At 65.9% G+C, this 16,065-nt stretch carries 11 protein-coding genes; 6 read left to right on the forward strand and 5 right to left on the reverse strand.

Annotated features, from left to right (window positions below; all coding sequences use genetic code 11):
* Position 1: 1 nt before the first annotated feature.
* Positions 2-994 carry a LacI family DNA-binding transcriptional regulator gene (locus C8K14_RS01045; RefSeq protein ID WP_158271842.1) on the reverse strand — a complete coding sequence of 331 codons (993 nt, stop codon included), beginning with the start codon at positions 992-994 and terminating at the stop codon, positions 2-4.
* A 421-nt stretch (positions 995-1,415) separates the two neighbouring features.
* Here C8K14_RS01045 and C8K14_RS01050 point away from each other — a divergent pair, with 421 nt between their 5' ends.
* The 6 genes from C8K14_RS01050 (at position 1,416) to C8K14_RS22310 (ending at position 11,718) form a co-directional block, all read left to right on the forward strand.
* Positions 1,416-3,896, forward strand: coding sequence for a TonB-dependent receptor (locus C8K14_RS01050; RefSeq protein ID WP_158271843.1), 2,481 nt, complete (start codon positions 1,416-1,418; stop codon positions 3,894-3,896).
* Positions 3,897-3,986: 90 nt separating this feature from the next.
* Positions 3,987-6,191, forward strand: a complete 2,205-nt coding sequence (locus C8K14_RS01055) for a glycoside hydrolase family 3 protein (protein ID WP_107715343.1) — start codon at positions 3,987-3,989, stop codon at positions 6,189-6,191.
* A 4-nt stretch (positions 6,192-6,195) separates the two neighbouring features.
* Positions 6,196-7,683 carry a glycoside hydrolase family 30 beta sandwich domain-containing protein gene (locus C8K14_RS01060; protein ID WP_199223627.1) on the forward strand — a complete coding sequence of 496 codons (1,488 nt, stop codon included), beginning with the start codon at positions 6,196-6,198 and terminating at the stop codon, positions 7,681-7,683.
* A 24-nt stretch (positions 7,684-7,707) separates the two neighbouring features.
* The gene (locus tag C8K14_RS01065; protein ID WP_107715344.1) at positions 7,708-8,847 is read left to right on the forward strand and encodes an acyltransferase; all 1,140 of its coding nucleotides are present in this window, start codon (positions 7,708-7,710) and stop codon (positions 8,845-8,847) included.
* A 213-nt stretch (positions 8,848-9,060) separates the two neighbouring features.
* The gene (locus tag C8K14_RS01070) at positions 9,061-11,076 is read left to right on the forward strand and encodes a glycoside hydrolase family 3 protein (RefSeq protein ID WP_233250834.1); all 2,016 of its coding nucleotides are present in this window, start codon (positions 9,061-9,063) and stop codon (positions 11,074-11,076) included.
* A 72-nt stretch (positions 11,077-11,148) separates the two neighbouring features.
* Complete coding sequence (locus C8K14_RS22310) at positions 11,149-11,718, forward strand: hypothetical protein (RefSeq protein WP_133726737.1); 570 nt, start codon at positions 11,149-11,151, stop codon at positions 11,716-11,718.
* Between the two features lie 137 nt (positions 11,719-11,855).
* On the opposite strand, the gene C8K14_RS01080 is transcribed toward C8K14_RS22310, so the two are convergent.
* From C8K14_RS01080 to C8K14_RS01095, 4 genes are all read right to left on the reverse strand, one after another.
* A complete protein-coding gene (locus C8K14_RS01080; protein ID WP_107715345.1) occupies positions 11,856-12,974 on the reverse strand; it encodes a zinc-binding dehydrogenase in 1,119 nt (372 codons plus the stop codon).
* A gap of 71 nt (positions 12,975-13,045) precedes the next feature.
* Complete coding sequence (locus tag C8K14_RS01085; protein ID WP_107715346.1) at positions 13,046-13,582, reverse strand: VOC family protein; 537 nt, start codon at positions 13,580-13,582, stop codon at positions 13,046-13,048.
* Between the two features lie 19 nt (positions 13,583-13,601).
* On the reverse strand, positions 13,602-15,038 hold the full coding sequence (locus C8K14_RS01090) for a 2-oxo acid dehydrogenase subunit E2 (protein WP_107715347.1): 1,437 nt from the start codon (positions 15,036-15,038) through the stop codon (positions 13,602-13,604).
* A gap of 11 nt (positions 15,039-15,049) precedes the next feature.
* The gene (locus C8K14_RS01095) at positions 15,050-16,063 is read right to left on the reverse strand and encodes an alpha-ketoacid dehydrogenase subunit beta (protein ID WP_107715348.1); all 1,014 of its coding nucleotides are present in this window, start codon (positions 16,061-16,063) and stop codon (positions 15,050-15,052) included.
* Positions 16,064-16,065 lie beyond the last annotated feature (2 nt).

Genomic DNA, 16,065 nt, shown 5'->3' on the forward strand with positions numbered 1-16,065 from the left:
CTCAGGGTGGCGGCGCCAGTGAATCCCGCTCTACCAGGTGAAAATCGAGCATGACCTGGCGATCGCCGGTCTCTCCGCGATCGAGAAGCAGGCTCGCTGCCGCATAGCCCATTTCCTCGATCGGCTGGTAAATCGTGGTGAGATAGGGCCAGACCGACTTGGCCACCCAGCTATCATCGAAGCCGCACAGCGAGATATCGTGCGGCACGCGCAGCCCGGCGCGGGCGCAGGCGACCATGACGCCGGCGGCGGAATCATCGTTGGTGGCAAAGATCGCGGTGGGACGCGGGTCGCGTGCCAGCAAGTCCATGCCGGCGGCGATGCCGCTTTCGAACGAGAACAGGCCATCGGCCTCTGCCACCACCAGATCGGGATCGAGCTGGCGGATGGCTGCCAGGAAACCAGTGCGGCGCCGATCGCCGGCGCGGTGCAGGGGCGGGCCGGTGACCACGCCCAGGCGGCGATGGCCCAGCGCCCAGAGGTGGCGGGCGACCAGCGCACCGGCGCCGGCATCGTCGATGGCCACGCAGGGAGAGCGGCCCAGCTCGCTGTTGGGGGCGATGCGGGCATAGCGGACGCCGCGCCGCTCCAGAAAGGCGAGGACCTGGACATTGTCGGTCAGCGGCGGGGTGAGGATGAACCCGTCGCAGCGGCTGTTGCGCACGATCGCATCAAGCTGGGCCTCCACCTCGGCGCGGGGCAGGTCTGAGGCGATATTGTCGATGCGCAGGTGGTACTGCTGCTCGACACAGGCGCGATAGACGCCCGACTGGATCTTGATGGTGTAGTTGGGACTCGGGTTGTCGAACAGCAGCCCGACGATGAACGTGCGCGATCCGGCCAGCGACCGCGCCGCAGCATCGGGCACGAAGGCCAGCGCGGCGATCGCGGCCTCGACCTTGGCGCGCAGCGTGTCTGACACATGCGGCTCGCGGTTAACCACGCGCGACACGCTTTTGAGCGAGACCCCGGCGAGCCGGGCAACGTCCTCCATCGTGGCGCGTTCCTTGGCGCCAGCGGGGCGGGAAGGGGGGCCGGCAAGCGCGGCGGGGTCAGATGGGGATTGTGGCATTTTGGCCGACGGGTGCCTCTCCATGTCAACCATTATGGCTATTTCTTTCGGCAGGTCACGCGAAATTCTGACAGCGCAGTCTTGACAGCGCTGACTGATTCATTTCAAACCATGGCTAAGCAAGATCGAAAACTTGCCGCCGATGGAGAGGATATCGATTGCGGTTCGAAGCATGGCTTCGGGCGCTGGGTCTTTGCGGCCCGTTTCTTCCCCATTTCGGCATGCGGCCATTGCCCGGGCAGTGCCTGTCTTCGCCACGCGCGTAAGCCAGGCAGGGCGTGGCCGCGAACGGGAGCACTACCCGCGGCGCACGTGCACGCGGGAACAAAAAGGGAGGGAAGACATGAAGCTGATCCAGACAGCATGCCTGATTTCGGCGGTGGCCCTGGCCGCGCCAGCCTATGCCCAGAGCACGCCCGCACCCGCACCCGCGCAGGATGCGGCCAAGACCGCCAGCGACGATGTGTCGATGCCCGATATCGTCGTCACCGCCACGCGCGACAAGACGCTGCTGTCGAAAACGCCGATCGCGCTGACCGCGATCACCGGCGATGGCCTGCGTTCCAAGGGCGTGACCAATCCCACCGCGCTGGGCGACCAGGTGCCCGGCCTGTCGATCGACCGCACCAATGGCCTGCAGATCACCATTCGCGGCGTGACCAGCACCGACGGCACCGAAAAGGGCAACCCTTCGGCCGCGTTCCTGGCCGATGGCGTCTATCTGGCGCGGCCGCAGCAGGCCGACGTGAGCTTCATGGACGTGGATCACGTCGAAGTGCTCAAAGGGCCGCAAGGCACGCTCTATGGCCGCAACACCACGGCCGGCGTGATCAACGTGATCACCAAGCGGCCCAATTTCGAGCGGGCCAGCGTGGAAGCCAATGCCGGCGTGGGCAATTACAACGCCTATAACGCCGACGCGGCCTTCAACCTGCCGGTCAACGACTGGGCCGCGTTCCGCCTCTCGCTCAATTTCGACACGCGCGACAATTTCGTCAAGGGCGTGGCGAATGATCCCAATTACAACAACAAGTTCCGCACCAATATTTCCGCCCGCCTGCAAGGCCTGTTCAAGCTGGGCGATCGCGGCGAATTGCTGCTGCGCGGCGGCTATTCACGGCTGACCGGATCACGCGATTCCTCGGTGCCGTTCAGCAATTTCTATCAGGTTGGCAACAATCCCAGCGGCGGGCGCTTTGCCGTGTGGGCACCGATCGGCGATACCCGCCAGTCGCTCACCACGCCGCTCGCCAGCGCCAATTTCAACGCGCCGCTCACCTATGTGAACCCGGTCGATGGCCAGACCTATACCTCGGGGCTGTCGGCGCACCAGTATGGCGGCGGGGATCAGTCTTCGTTCAAGCCCAACGTGCATGACATCGCCTATAATCTCGACGGCGAGTTCAACTATGATTTCGGCGGCGTGAAGGCGACGTACCTTGGCTCGATCCGCCAATACGAAGCCAAGGAAAACAGCAACGTGCTTTCGGGTGGCGTCAACCTGCCCGGCACGTTCAACGGCGATTACACGCAGCAGAGCCACGAGTTGCGCCTGGCGTCGAGCGGCGATGGCCCGCTCAAGATCCAGGGCGGCCTCTATTACTTCCGCGAAGAATCGCGGATCGCGTTCTTCATCTACAACCTGGTGCCCTTCGCGTTTGGCAACACGTTCATCTACGGCTTCCCGCAGCACACGATCTCGTCCACCAAGGGCGCGTTCACCCAGGGCACCTACAAGGTGACCGATGCGCTGCGCGTCACGGCGGGCATTCGCTATACCGCCGACGATCTCTCGCGCTATGGCCACACCGTGCACCTCAACACGCTGGGCGGCCAGCCGCTGGTGGGCGGGCAGTATTCCATCGATCCCAACACGCCCGCAGCGCCGGGCGGGCCGACCGTGGGCAGCGGGCGCAGCTATGTCAACGATGCCTCGGTCAAGGGCCGCAAGGTCACCTGGCGCCTGGGTTTTGACGCCGATGTGCTGGGCGGGCTGCTCTATGGCTCGATCGCCACCGGCTACAAGGTTGGCGGCTTTGGCGATGGCTGCTCCACCGGCGGCGCTGGCCAGTCGTTGGTCACCTCGCAAGGGGAACGCTGCGATTATTCCACGCCGGGGGCAACGCCCGGTTCGCTCAAGTATGCCGATCAGCATGCCATCTATTACGAGCCGGAAACCCTGACCGACTATGAACTGGGCTTCCGTGGCCGCGTGGCGCCGTGGATGAAGATCGATACCAACCTGTTCCTGTATGATTACAAGAACATGCAGCTAAGCGCGGTGATCCCGATCAATGGCGCCAACCAGACCGTGACGACCAATGCGGGCAAGGCGCGCGTGCTGGGCTGGGAATTCGAGACGCAGTTCTTCCCGATGCGCGATCTCAACCTCACGCTCGGCGTCGATCTTACCGACGGGCATTATACGCAGTTCTGCCCCTCGGGCGTGGTCAACGGCACCTGCGCTATCAACTATGCCGGGCAAAAGCTTGATCGCACCCCCGCGACCGTCATTTACGGCGGGGTGAACTACACCGTGCCGGTCGGTTCGGGCAATGTCGTCGCTTCGGTCTATTCGCGCTATTCGTCGGCCTATTCGGTGACGGTGTTTGGCGATACCGGGTCTTACTGGCTCAAGCTGTGGACGCCGTCGCGCTCGCGCACCCAGGCGAGCCTGACCTACAATGCGCCGAACGACACCTGGTATGCCTCGGCCTTCATCAAGAACATCGAGAACAAGGTTTCGCTGGTGACCGGCAACGCCACCAGCCTGACGATGAGCGATCCGCGCACTTTCGGCGTGCGCGCCGGGGTCAAGTTCTAAACACCGGTCTACCCTGCTGCGGGCCGCGCGCCGCCTGGTGCGTGCGTGCGGCCCGCTTTTTTCTTTTTCGTTCCAGCAAGGATCCCAGCGATGAAACGCCATTTGCCCTTCGTGCTCGGCTGCGCCGCCCTGGCGCTTGGCAGCGGTGCGCGCGCCCAGCAGGCGCCCGCGGTCGACATGGCAGCGGCGCAGGCCCGCGCCGATGCCACGCTTGCCAAGATGAGCGCCGACGACAAGGTGATCCTCACCCACGGCGTGATGCCGCTGCCGTTCCTGCCGGGGGCCAAGATCCCGGCTGGGGCGATTTTCGGTGCTGGCTATGTCGCCGGGATTCCGCGGCTGGGCGTGCCGGCCTTGACCGAAACCGATGCCAGCCTGGGCGTTGCCTGGGTGGGCGGCTTGCGCAAGGATGGCGCCACCGCCCTGCCATCGGGCCTGGCCCAGGCGGCAAGCTGGAACCCTGATCTGCTCTATCGCGGCGGGGCGATGATCGGGGCAGAGGCGCGGGCCAAGGGCTTCAACGTGCTGCTGGCTGGCGGCGTCAACCTGATGCGCGATCCGCGCAATGGCCGCACGTTCGAATACCTGGCGGAAGACCCGCTGCTGTCGGGCGACCTGGTGGGCGCGGCGATTGCCGGTATCCAGTCGAACCACATCATTTCGACGATCAAGCACTTCGCGCTCAACGGCCAGGAAACCGGGCGCAAGTATGTCGATGTCAAGATTGCCGAGGGCGCGGCGCGGGAAAGCGATCTGCTGGCGTTTCAGATCGGCATCGAAAAGGGCCAGCCTGGCGCGGTGATGTGTGCCTACAACCGCATTGGTGGGGCGCAGGCCTGCGCCAGCGACTGGGCGCTCAACAAGGTGCTCAAGGGTTCTTGGGGCTACAAGGGCTTCGTCATGTCCGACTGGGGCGCGGTGCCCGGGGTCGAAGCGGCGCTGGGCGGGCTGGATCAGCAATCCGGCGCAGAGCTGGACAAGGCGCTCTATTTTGCCGACGTGCTCAAGGCCAAGGCAGGGGCGGACAAGGCCTATGCCGCCCGCCTCGATGACATGAACCGCCGCGTGCTGACCGCGATCTATGCCACCGGCATCGACAAGCATCCGGCCCAGCCCGGCGGCGCGATCGATTTTGCCGCCCATGCCCAGGTGGCCGAAGACGTCGCGCGGCAGGGCATCGTGCTGCTCAAGAACAAGGGCGCGCTGCCGCTGGCCAAGACGGCCGCCTCCATCGCGGTGATCGGCGGCTATGCCGTCAGCGGCGTGCTGGCCGGCTCGGGATCGAGCCTGGTCATGGGCGAAGGGGGGCCGGCCGCGACGCGCTCGCTTGGCGGAGACGGGCCGTTTGCCGCGCTGATGCAGCAAAGCTATCACCGCTCCAGCCCGCTCAAGGCGATCCAGGCCCTGGCTCCCAAGGCCACCATCACGTTCCGCGACGGGCGCTATATCGCCGATGCCGTGGCAAAGGCACGGCAGGCTGAGGTGGCGATCGTGTTCGCCACCGAATGGCGCACCGAAGGGGCCGACCAGCCCGACCTGTCGCTGCCCGATGGCCAGGATGCGCTGATCGCCGCCGTGGCGGCAGCCAATCCCAACACCATCGTGGTGCTGGAAACCGGCGGCCCGGTGATGATGCCCTGGCTCGACAAGGTGGCTGGCGTGGTGGAGGCCTGGTATCCCGGCGCGCGTGGCGGCGAGGCGATCGCCTCGGTCCTGTTCGGCGATACCAATCCGGGCGGGCGCCTGCCCGTCACGTTTCCTGCCAGCCTGGATCAGTTGCCCCGGCCCAAGCTGGACGGCGCGGATTGGGTGGAGCCCAATTTCGGGGGTGATCCGGCCCCGGGCAAGGACCAGCTGCACGCCGATTATAACATCGAAGGGTCTGACGTGGGTTATCGCTGGTTTGCCCGCAAGGGATACAAGCCGCTGTTTCCGTTCGGCTTCGGCCTAAGCTACACCAGCTTTGCCGCGCGCGACCTGAAAGTTTCGGGGCTGTCTGCCAGCTTTACCCTGGCCAATACCGGTCAGCGCGCCGGCGATGACGTGGGACAGGTCTATCTCGTGCGGCGCAATGGCCAGCCGCTGCAACGCCTGGTCGGGTTCAAGCGGATGAGTCTGCCAGCGGGCGCGAGCCAGAGTGCCACGGTAACCTTCGATCCACGCTTGCTGGCCGATTGGAAGGATGGCCGCTGGACCATGCCGGCTGGCGACTATGGCTTTGCCTTGGGGCGCAACGCGGCCGATCTGGGGCAAGTGGTGACGGTGAAGCTGCCCGCGCGCAGCTGGAAGGACTAGGGCCATGGACCGCCGCCAGGCCATGGCCCTGATCGGAATGGGGGCGGCTGCGGCAGGTGTGCAAGGCATGCCTGCCGCAGCACGGGCTGCCGCGCCGGCCGCGAGCACGCCACCGGGCGCAGCCTGGTTTGCCACCGTTGCCGGGCGACCATGGCAGGCGCGCAGCCTGCCTGCGCCTGGCGCCGTGCCGGCCGATCCCTTTGCCACGGGCGCACAAGTGCGGCTTGATGCGCCGCGCCAGACGATCGCCGGGTTCGGCGGCGCTTTTTCGGAAAAGGGCTGGCAGGCCCTGGCGGCGCTGCCGCAGGCGCAGCGCGCCCGCGCGCTCGCGGCGCTGTTTGGCGACGATGGCTGCGCGTTCAACCATTGCCGTACGCCGATCGGCGCCAACGACATTTCGCGCCGGTGGTACAGCTATGACGAAACGCCCGGCGATTACGACATGGCGCATTTGTCCATCGCCAACGATCGCGAGACGCTGATCCCATTCATCCAGGCAGCCCAGGCGCTGCGCCCCGATCTCAAGGTCTGGGCTTCGCCCTGGTCACCGCCGACGTGGATGAAACAGGGCGGCCACTATGCCCAGGCGCCGGCCTGGCCGGGGCAGCCATCCAACGGCATCACCCCGGCGCAACTGGGCCAGGAAGGCCGCGATTCCTTCATCCTCGATGATCGCACACTGGCTGCCTATGCCCGCTATTTCCGCCGCTATGTGGAGGAATATGCCAAGGCCGGCATCCGCATCGACACGGTGATGCCGCAAAACGAGTTCAATTCCGCGCAGCCCTTTCCCAGCTGCTGCTGGACGCCAGAAGGGCTGGCGCGGTTCATCCCGTTCCTGGCGCAGGAAATGGGCAAGGTGGGCGTGCGCGTATTTTTCGGCACGCTGGAGCGCGGCAATATCGATCTGTTCGCCCGCGTCATGGCCCATCCTGATGCCGCCGCCGCGATCAAGGGCATCGGCGTGCAATGGGCGGGCAAGGATGCCCTGCCGGCCTTGCGCGAACGCTATCCCGCGCTGGAGCTGTGGGGATCGGAGCAGGAATGCGGCGTGGGCACCAACGATTGGCGCTATGCCCGCTATGGCTGGCAGACGATCAAGCGCTATTTCGAACATGGCGCCACGGCCTGGACCTATTGGAACATGGTCATGCCCGAAGGCGGGATGAGCGGCTGGGGCTGGCCGCAGAACAGCCTGCTGGTGGTCGATACCCAGGCCGGCACGTTCCGCATGGGCGAGGATTACTGGCTGGTGCGCCATCTTTCCGCACATGTGCGGCCCGGTGCGCGCATGGTGCCGGTCGACAGCTTCCTGGGCTATGTTGACCAGCTGGCGTTCCGCAATCCCGATGGCACGCTGGTGCTGGTTGCCAGCAATCCCGTGTCGCAGCCCTCGACCGTCACCTATCGCATCGGGGACAAGGCGCTGGCCTTGCCGATGGAGGCGGATTCGCTCAACACCGTCATCCTGCCGCCAGCGCTGCTGGCCTGAACACCGCCGGGGGCACGACACGCGATGAACCAGGACCACGCCGATACGACCGCCACGGGCAAGGCGCATTTTGCCGTGCTCGATGGGTTGCGCGGCACCGCGGCATTGATGGTGGTGCTGTTTCACATCCAGGGCATCACCGTCTTGTGGCAGGGTGACAAGGTGGTGTTGCATCACGCACCGCTGGCTGTGGATTTCTTCTTTGCGCTGTCGGGCTTTGTCATCGGCTATGCCTATGATGACCGCTGGCCGCGGATGGGCGTGGGCCAGTTCCTGCGCCTGCGCCTGGTGCGGCTGCATCCGCTGGTGATCCTGGGCGTACTGCTCGGTTTTGCCAGCTATCTCCTCGATCCCCTGGGCGCGCCGGAACAGGCGATCGCGCTCTCGCGGGTGGTGGTGGCGCTGATCATGGGGCTGGCGCTGATCCCTACCTGGCCCTTGCCCAATCGCTGGACCGATACCCACCCGCTCAACGGCCCGTGCTGGAGCCTGTTGCAGGAATACCTGGGCAACCTGGCCTATGCCCTGGTGCTGCGCCACTGGTCCACGCGCGCGTTGGGCTTGCTCGCAGTGATCAGCGGTGCGGGCCTGGCCGCCAGCGGCATCGCGCTGGGTTCGCTGGACCAGGGATCGTATTGGGAAACGCTGTGGATGGCGCCAGTGCGCCTGTGCTTCCCCTTTGTCACCGGGCTGTGGCTCTATCGCATGCGCGCCCGGCTGCCGCGCATCCGGCTGGGCTGGCCTCTGCTTTCGGCGATCATGGTCGGCGCCATGCTCCTGCCGATCTGGCCAGCGGTGGGCGGCATCAAGCTCAACGGCGTTTACGAGGCAGCCTGCGTCATCCTGCTGTTTCCCGCGATCATCGTGGCGGGCTGCCATTCGGCGGCCGGGCCGATCACGGGTTGGCTGCTGCGCGCCTGCGGAAGGCTGTCATACCCGATCTATATCACCCATTTCCCGTTCCTGTACGTGTGGATGAACTATGTCGCCAAGGCCCATCCCACCCCTGAGCGGATGCTGGTGATCGGCCTGGGCCTGGTGCCATTGCTGGTGGCGGTGGCCTGGCTGGCCGATGTGGCGTGGGACCGGCCGATCCGTGGCTGGCTGGGCCGGCGGCTTCGCGCGCGCCAGCACCGCCGGGCGGCATTCAGCGCCACGCCATGATCGATATCTGCCGGGCCAATCCGGGTTTACCCGCGTTAATTTGATCGCTACTTAAATTTTGACGGGCGGCGTCTGGCATGGCCAAGACTTTGTCCAAAAATAGGAAAAGTAGGTCAACGCCAGTACCCGCGCGGGTGAGCGCACGATCAATCAGACTGGACCGTGCCAGCAGGTGCGAGGCCATGTGGACCAGAAAAAGTGGGAAAACCGTCGATGAACCGAGCCGCCGCCCTGATGTTCGCCCCCTTGCTGGCCCAGCTTTCCACCGCGTCCCTCGCGGCGTCTCCACACCCGTTGGGCGCCGCAGCGCCGGCCCGGCAGGCCGCACCGCAACAGCCGGTGATCCCGGCCGCTGCCGGGCCGGTGCTAACCGTGGGCAAGCAGCGCTTTCGCGATCTCAACCGCAACGGGCGGCTTGATCCCTACGAGGATTGGCGCCTGCCGGTGGCGCGGCGCGTGGCCGATCTGGTCGGACGGATGACCCTGGCCGAAAAGGCCGGGGCGATGATGCACGGCTCGCTGGTCACGCCCGACAGCGCCGTGGGTGCATCCTCGCAAGGCTATGACCGCGCCGCCGCGCAGCAGGCGATCGCGGGCCAGCATATCACCAGCTTCATCACCCGCCTGGCCGTGTCGCCCGAGCGCATGGCGCAGGAAAACAACGCGATCCAGGTGCTGGCCGCGCAGACCCGGCTGGGTATCCCGCTGACCATCAGCACCGATCCGCGCCACCATTTCCAGGTGACCGTGGGGGCCAGCGCCGCCACCCAGGGCTATTCGCAATGGCCCGAAACGCTGGGCTTTGCCGCGCTGGGCGATGCCGCCTTGATGCGCCATTTCGGCGATGTGGCGCGCCGCGAATACCGTGCCACCGGCATCCACATGGCGCTTTCCCCCCAGGCAGACCTGTTTACCGACCCGCGCTGGCCGCGTGGCACCGGCACATTCGGGGCCAATGCCGATCTCGCCCGCACCATGGTGGAAGCCTATGTCATCGGCTTCCAGGGCAACGCCCAGATGCTGGCGCGCGATGGCGTGGCCACCGTGGTCAAGCACTGGGTGGGCTATGGCGCCAATCCGCAAGGGTTTGACGGGCACAACTATTACGGGCGCATGGCCGTGCACGACGATGCCACGCTCAAGACGCATATTCGCCCGTTCCTGGGCGCGTTCGCCGCAGGCGTGGCGGGCGTGATGCCCACCTACGATATCATTTCCGGGCCGCATGTTGCCGGCAAGCCGCTTGAGCCGGTGGCCGCCGGCTACAATGCGCAGCTCTTGGGCCTCTTGCGCAAGGACTATGGTTTCAAGGGCCTGGTCCTGTCGGACTGGGGCATCACCCGCGATTGCAGCCAGGCCTGCCGCGCGCCGACCCAGCCGCAGACGCCCAACGAGATTGCCATGCCCTGGGGCGTGGAAGACCTGACCCCGGCGCAGCGCTATGCCAAGGCAACGCGCGCCGGGATCGACCAGTTCGGCGGCGTGACCGAGCCGGAATGGATCATCCGCGACGTTCAGGCCGGCACCATTCCAATCGCCCGCGTCAACGCTGCCGTGGCGCGGATCATGACGCTCAAGTTCGCCATGGGCCTGTTCGACAACCCGCTGGTCGATCCGGCCGCCGCGCGCGATGCGGTGACGCCTACCGCGCTGGCCGAAGGGCGCAAGGCCCAGGCCCAGGCGCAAGTGCTGCTGCGCAACGAAGGCGCTATCCTGCCGCTGGCGGCCGGCACGCGCGTCTATCTCAAAGGCATCGACGCGGCGCAGGCACGCGCCCATGGCCTGGTGGTGGTGGAGCGCCCGCAAGACGCGCAAGTGGCGCTGATGCGGGCGACCACGCCATTCGAGCGGCTGCACCCCAACAACTTCTTCGGCAGCCGCCAGAACGAGGGCCGCCTCGATTTCCGCCCTGGCAACGCCGATTACGATGCCGTAGCGCAAGTGGCGGTCACAGTGCCGGTGGTGCTCGCCGTGTTCCTCGATCGCCCGGCGATCCTCACCGAGATCCTGCCCAAGACCCGCGCCGTGCTGGGCAATTTCGGGGTGAGCGACGAGGGCCTGCTGGATGTGGTGACCGGCAAGGAAACCGCGCGCGGGCGCCTGCCGTTCGAACTGCCGCGCACGATGACGGCGGTGGAACGGCAGAACCCGGCTGTGGGCGATGACAGCGCCGATCCGCTGCTCCCGTTCGGATTTGGCTTGGGCCCGACAAATCCCGACAATCGGTAATTTTCTATTGAGGCGCAATGGAAAACCGTTCACTTCGTTTCCCGTGCGGCAGGTAGTTGGCGGGGGTGGCACATGCAGAAAATTGCCATCGCATTGCTGCTCGGCTTGGTGTGTGGTTGTACAAAGCAACATAACCCGCCGCCGCGGCCGCCGAGAAACACACTGGATTTATTGTCTCAAGAGGATGCCGAGTTTGTACGGTCGCAGCTGAGGCTAATCGGACCCAACGCTGTAAAGGATTTTGAGTCTCCAGGATATCGAGAGTCCAAGTTGATTTTGCAAAAGCAAATCTTGGACAGTCGATCCTGCGTTGATGAATTTAAGAGAATGTATGCTGTTCGTGAAGTTCAGTCGGCAATTTCGCGTAATGATCTCCGTCTCTTCAAAGTTAGAAGTAACGGGTATGCATTCACTTATTATGTCCCAGGTGCAAACAAATGCAGCTTTAGTTTTGATGGCCCTGACGCTGATCGAATCAGAGATTTATGGAACCCAAGTTTTGGCGATGATCAGCATTATGAGATAATTGATGAATGCGACGCCGCCATGAAAAAATACGCCGCCCAATACAACCAAATCATGTTGGCTATGGCGCCGCAGTCGCTGGAATTATCGTGTGGCGGTTCGAATCATCAAAATTGAGGCTGTAATGTAGGATTTGGTGATCGCTTCCCTATCTGGCAGTGGCACCACCCACGGGCCGATCGCGTGGTGACGCCGGCTGGACCGAGCGAACCGACTGGGCGTCCCGCCATTGGCGGAAAGCCCAGTCGTGTTTTTCATTCCTGCGGCAGGATCAGATACTTGGCGCCCGTCGCGCGGCGGTTGTAGTCGGCCACCACGTCGGCATCGAGCACGCGCGAGAGCGGCACCTGCGCCTTGTAGCTGGAGGCGAACAGCGTGGTCAGGTCCTGGCCGACGCGGGCCGTCATGCGGGCGCGCACCTCTGGCCCCAGGGCTTCCATCGTCGGACCGAGCAGCCAGCCCGCAACATCCCAGACAAAGCCGATGTCGCGCGGCAGGGTAATCGGCCCGGTATCGAGCATGCCATAGACATAGGCGCGCTTCTTGGCGGTGGAGCCATAGCGCGAATAGGCGCCAGCGGCGGCGCGGCCAACCTGTTCCATGGTGGAGAGGATCGTGCCCAGCAGCGGGCCGCCGCCGATGGCGTCGAACACGGTATCGGCGCCGGTTGCTTCCAGGGCCTGGCGCAGATCGGCCGCGAAATCGGGGCTGGAGCTGTCAACCACGTGGGCCGCGCCCAGGCCGCGCAGCAGATCGGCCTGTTCGGGCTTGCGCACCACGTTGACCAGCGGCACGCCTTCGGCCGCGCACAGGCGCACCAGCATCTGCCCAAGGTTGGACGCGGCCGCGGTGTGGACAATGCCCTTGCCGCCCACGGCGCGCAGCGTTTCGACAAAGCCCAGCGCGGTCAACGGGTTGACGAAGGCCGCCGCGCCATCCTGGGCGCTCGTGCCTTCGGGCAGGACCATGCACGCCTCGATCGGGACAACGCGATGGCGGGCATACATGCCACCGGCAAAGGTCGCCACGCGGCGTCCGATCAGGGCCTGCGCGCGCGGGCTGCTGCCCGCCGCAATCACCGTGCCGGCGCCTTCGTTGCCCACCGGCATGACTTCGCCCAGGCGGCCCGACAGCGCGGCCAGGCCGGCCGGCGAGAGCGGGGCTTCCACCCGGCCGGGGGCAAACGTTGCCTGGTCGACGCGGGCAGAGCTGAACAGCAGGCCCAGGTCAGACGGGTTGATCGGCGCGGCCTCCACCGCGATCACCAGTTCGTTCTCGGCCGGTTCGGGCAGGGGCATTTCGGTGAGCGCGGCGATGATCTTGCCGTCTTCGTGCGCCTGGCTGGTCAGGACGAGGGTGGTTTGCGGTTGCATGGCGTTGGTGTTTCCGTTTTGTCAGCGGGCCCTGCTACATGGGATCGGGCAACGGCGCTTGCAACCGCTGGTCAGCCCAGCTTGCGCAGCGGATCGCTGCCATCCCAATCGCGCGCGGCTTCGCGCATCATGGCGAAAAGCCCAGCGCCGCCTTCCATCAGCTTGACATATTCGATCACGCCACCCGGCCCGGCGCCGGCATCGGCATAGATCACTCCGCCGGTTTCGCCCACCTTGCCTTCGACCAGGATCGTGGCGCCAGCCTGGGCGAGCGCGGCGCGCACCGGTTCCAGGTCATCTACTTCCACGCACACATGGTGCAGCCGGTCAGTCACGGCATAGGGGCCGGTATAGATCGACGGCGCATCGTTTTCCGCGCGGATCAGTTCGATCTGCATGTCGCCCCAATAGCCCCAGGCTGCCGAAAAGCGCGCGTCGCTCGGCTCGCCCAGATAGGTCATGTCGGAAAGGGTGATGCCTTCCATCAGGAAGAACGGACCGGCGCCGACCACTCTGGTCCAATAGTCGATCGCCGCATCGAAATCGGCGGGCAGGTAGGCCATCTGGAAGATCGGGCCAAACTGGGTGAGGGGGCCGCGCTGGGACATGGTATGCTCCGTGAAACTATCAGGCAAACAGGCTCTCGGGCGCTTCGAGCAGGCCCTTGAGCGTGGCGAGAAACGCGGCGGCCGCCGCGCCATCGACGGCGCGATGATCGACCGACAGCGTCAGCGCCAGCCGCGTTTCAAAGCCAACGGCGCCGCCGGGCAATTCGCACGGGGTGCGCGCTGCCGCGCCCACCGCCAGGATCGCGGCCTGGGGCGGATTGATGATCGCGGCAAACTCTTCCACGCCGAACATGCCCAGGTTGGAGATCGAAAACGTGCCGCCATCCATGTCGTCATAGCCCAGCTTGCCGGCCTGCGCCTTGTCGATCAGGGCGCGGGTGGCGGCGGCAATGCCGGGCATGCCCAGGCGATCGGCCTGGCGCACGATCGGGGTGACCAGGCCCTTGGGGCTGGCCACGGCAATGGCGATATCGGCATGGGCAAAGCGGTGGACGCTGTCCCCGTGCACCTGCACGTTGACATCGCCGTGCTGGGCCAAGGCAAGCGCGGCGGCGCGCACCAGGTAATCGTTGATCGAGGCCTTGATGCCCAAGACCAGATTGGCCGTCTGGCGCAGGGCGAGCAGTTCATCCAGCCGCGCGCTGGTGCACAGGTAGAAGTGCGGAATGTCCTGCTTGGCCTGGGTCAGCCGCTGCGCCACCACCCTGCGCACCCGGTCGAACGGCACGACCGTGGGCAGGTTGGGCACCGCAACGAATGGCGCCGTGCCGGCGGGCGCGGCGGCAGGCGAGGGCACCAGGGCCAGCACGTCAGCCTTGGAAATACGCCCGCGCGGGCCGGTGCCGGTGATGCCGGCCAGGGCAATACCGTGCCGCGCGGCGAGGCGCCGGGCGAGGGGAGAGGCAAATACCTTGGCCCCATCGGCCAGCTCGTCCGGCGGCGAGGGCAGCGCGCCCGCCAGGGCAGGCGTGGCCGCCGGGCGCAGCGCCTGCTGCACGTCTTGCAGGGTGATGCGGCCATCGCGACCCGAACCGGTGATCGGCTCGATATCCAGACCGCTCGCCTCGGCCAGCTTGCGCGCCTCGGGACTGATCGCACGGTTGGTCAGCAAGGGCTTGGGCACGGGCGGAGCCGATGCAGGCGCAGGCGTTGCTTCTTGCGCCGGCGCACTGCCGCCGCGCGCCGCGACGCTGGCATCGGCCGGGCGGAAGCCGGCGATGAACGCGTCGATATCCGCATCGCTGGTGCCGGGCTGGGCCAGCACTGCCAGCAGCGCCCCCACCGGCTGAGCGTCGCCGCCGGCTGGGACCAGCACGCGGGCGAGCACGCCGTCCCATTCGGCCTCGACCTCGTTGGTGATCTTGGCGGTCTCGATCAGGCACAGCAGCTGGCCGCGGGAAAAGCTCGCGCCTTCCGCCAGCTTCCATTCGGCGAGGGTTCCCTCGGTCATTTCGATGCCCCACTTGGGCATGCAGAAAGGGCGGATGTCGGGCATCGCTCTCTCCTTCAGCGCCAGGCCAGGACGCGGCGCACCGCCGCCTCGATCTTGTCGACCGAGGGCAGGTACGCGCTTTCCAGCTCGCGCGCGAACGGGATGGGAGTGTGCGGCGGCGTCACCTGCTGCGGCGGCGCCTTGAGGCTGGAAAACGCCTTTTCCGCCACCAGCGCGCACAGGTCTGCAGCCAGACCGCAGCGCGGCGGCGCTTCATCCACCACGACCACGCGCCCGGTCACTTCCACGCTGTCGAGAATGGTTTCCTCGTCCAGCGGGCTGGTGGTGCGCAGGTCGATCACATCGCAGCCGATCCCCTCGGCGGCCAGGCGATCGGCCAAGGCCTCGCACATGCCGAGCAGCAGGCCGGACGATACCAGCGTCACATCGCCGCCGGCGCGGGAGAGGCGCGCGTGGCCGAATGGGATCATGAAATCCGGGTCATCGGGCACTTCGCCGCTGGTGGCATAGAGCGCCTTGTGTTCCAGGAAGATCACCGGATCATCATCGCGAATTGCGGTGCGCAAAAGGCCTTTCACGTCGGCCGGAGTTGAGGGCATTACCACCTTGAGGCCGGGCATCCCGGTGAGAATCTGGTGGACCGACTGGCTGTGCTGCGCGGCGGCGTTGAACCCGGCGCCATAGGCCATGCGGATCACCGCCGGGCACCGCGTCTTGCCACCGAACATATAGCGGAACTTGGCGATCTGGTTCCACAGCTGGTCAAGGCTCACGCCGATGAAATCGGCAAACATCAGTTCGGCCACCGGCCGCTTGCCCGACAGCGCCAGGCCGGCCGCGGCGCCCATGATCGCGCTTTCCGAAATCGGCGTGTCGATCACCCGGCCGGGGCCGAAGCGATCGTAAAGGCCGGTGGAGGTGGACCAGATCCCGCCGATCGCCTCGGGCCCGCCGGCCGTGCCCATGCCGCCCACCACGTCTTCGCCCAGCACGACCACATCGGGGTCGCGTGCCATTTCCTCCATGATCGTGGAGAGCACGGCGTCGCGGTACATCATCTTGGTCATCG

It is taken from the genome of Novosphingobium sp. GV079, assembly GCF_003058045.1.
Classification (GTDB): Bacteria; Pseudomonadota; Alphaproteobacteria; order Sphingomonadales; family Sphingomonadaceae; genus Novosphingobium; species Novosphingobium capsulatum.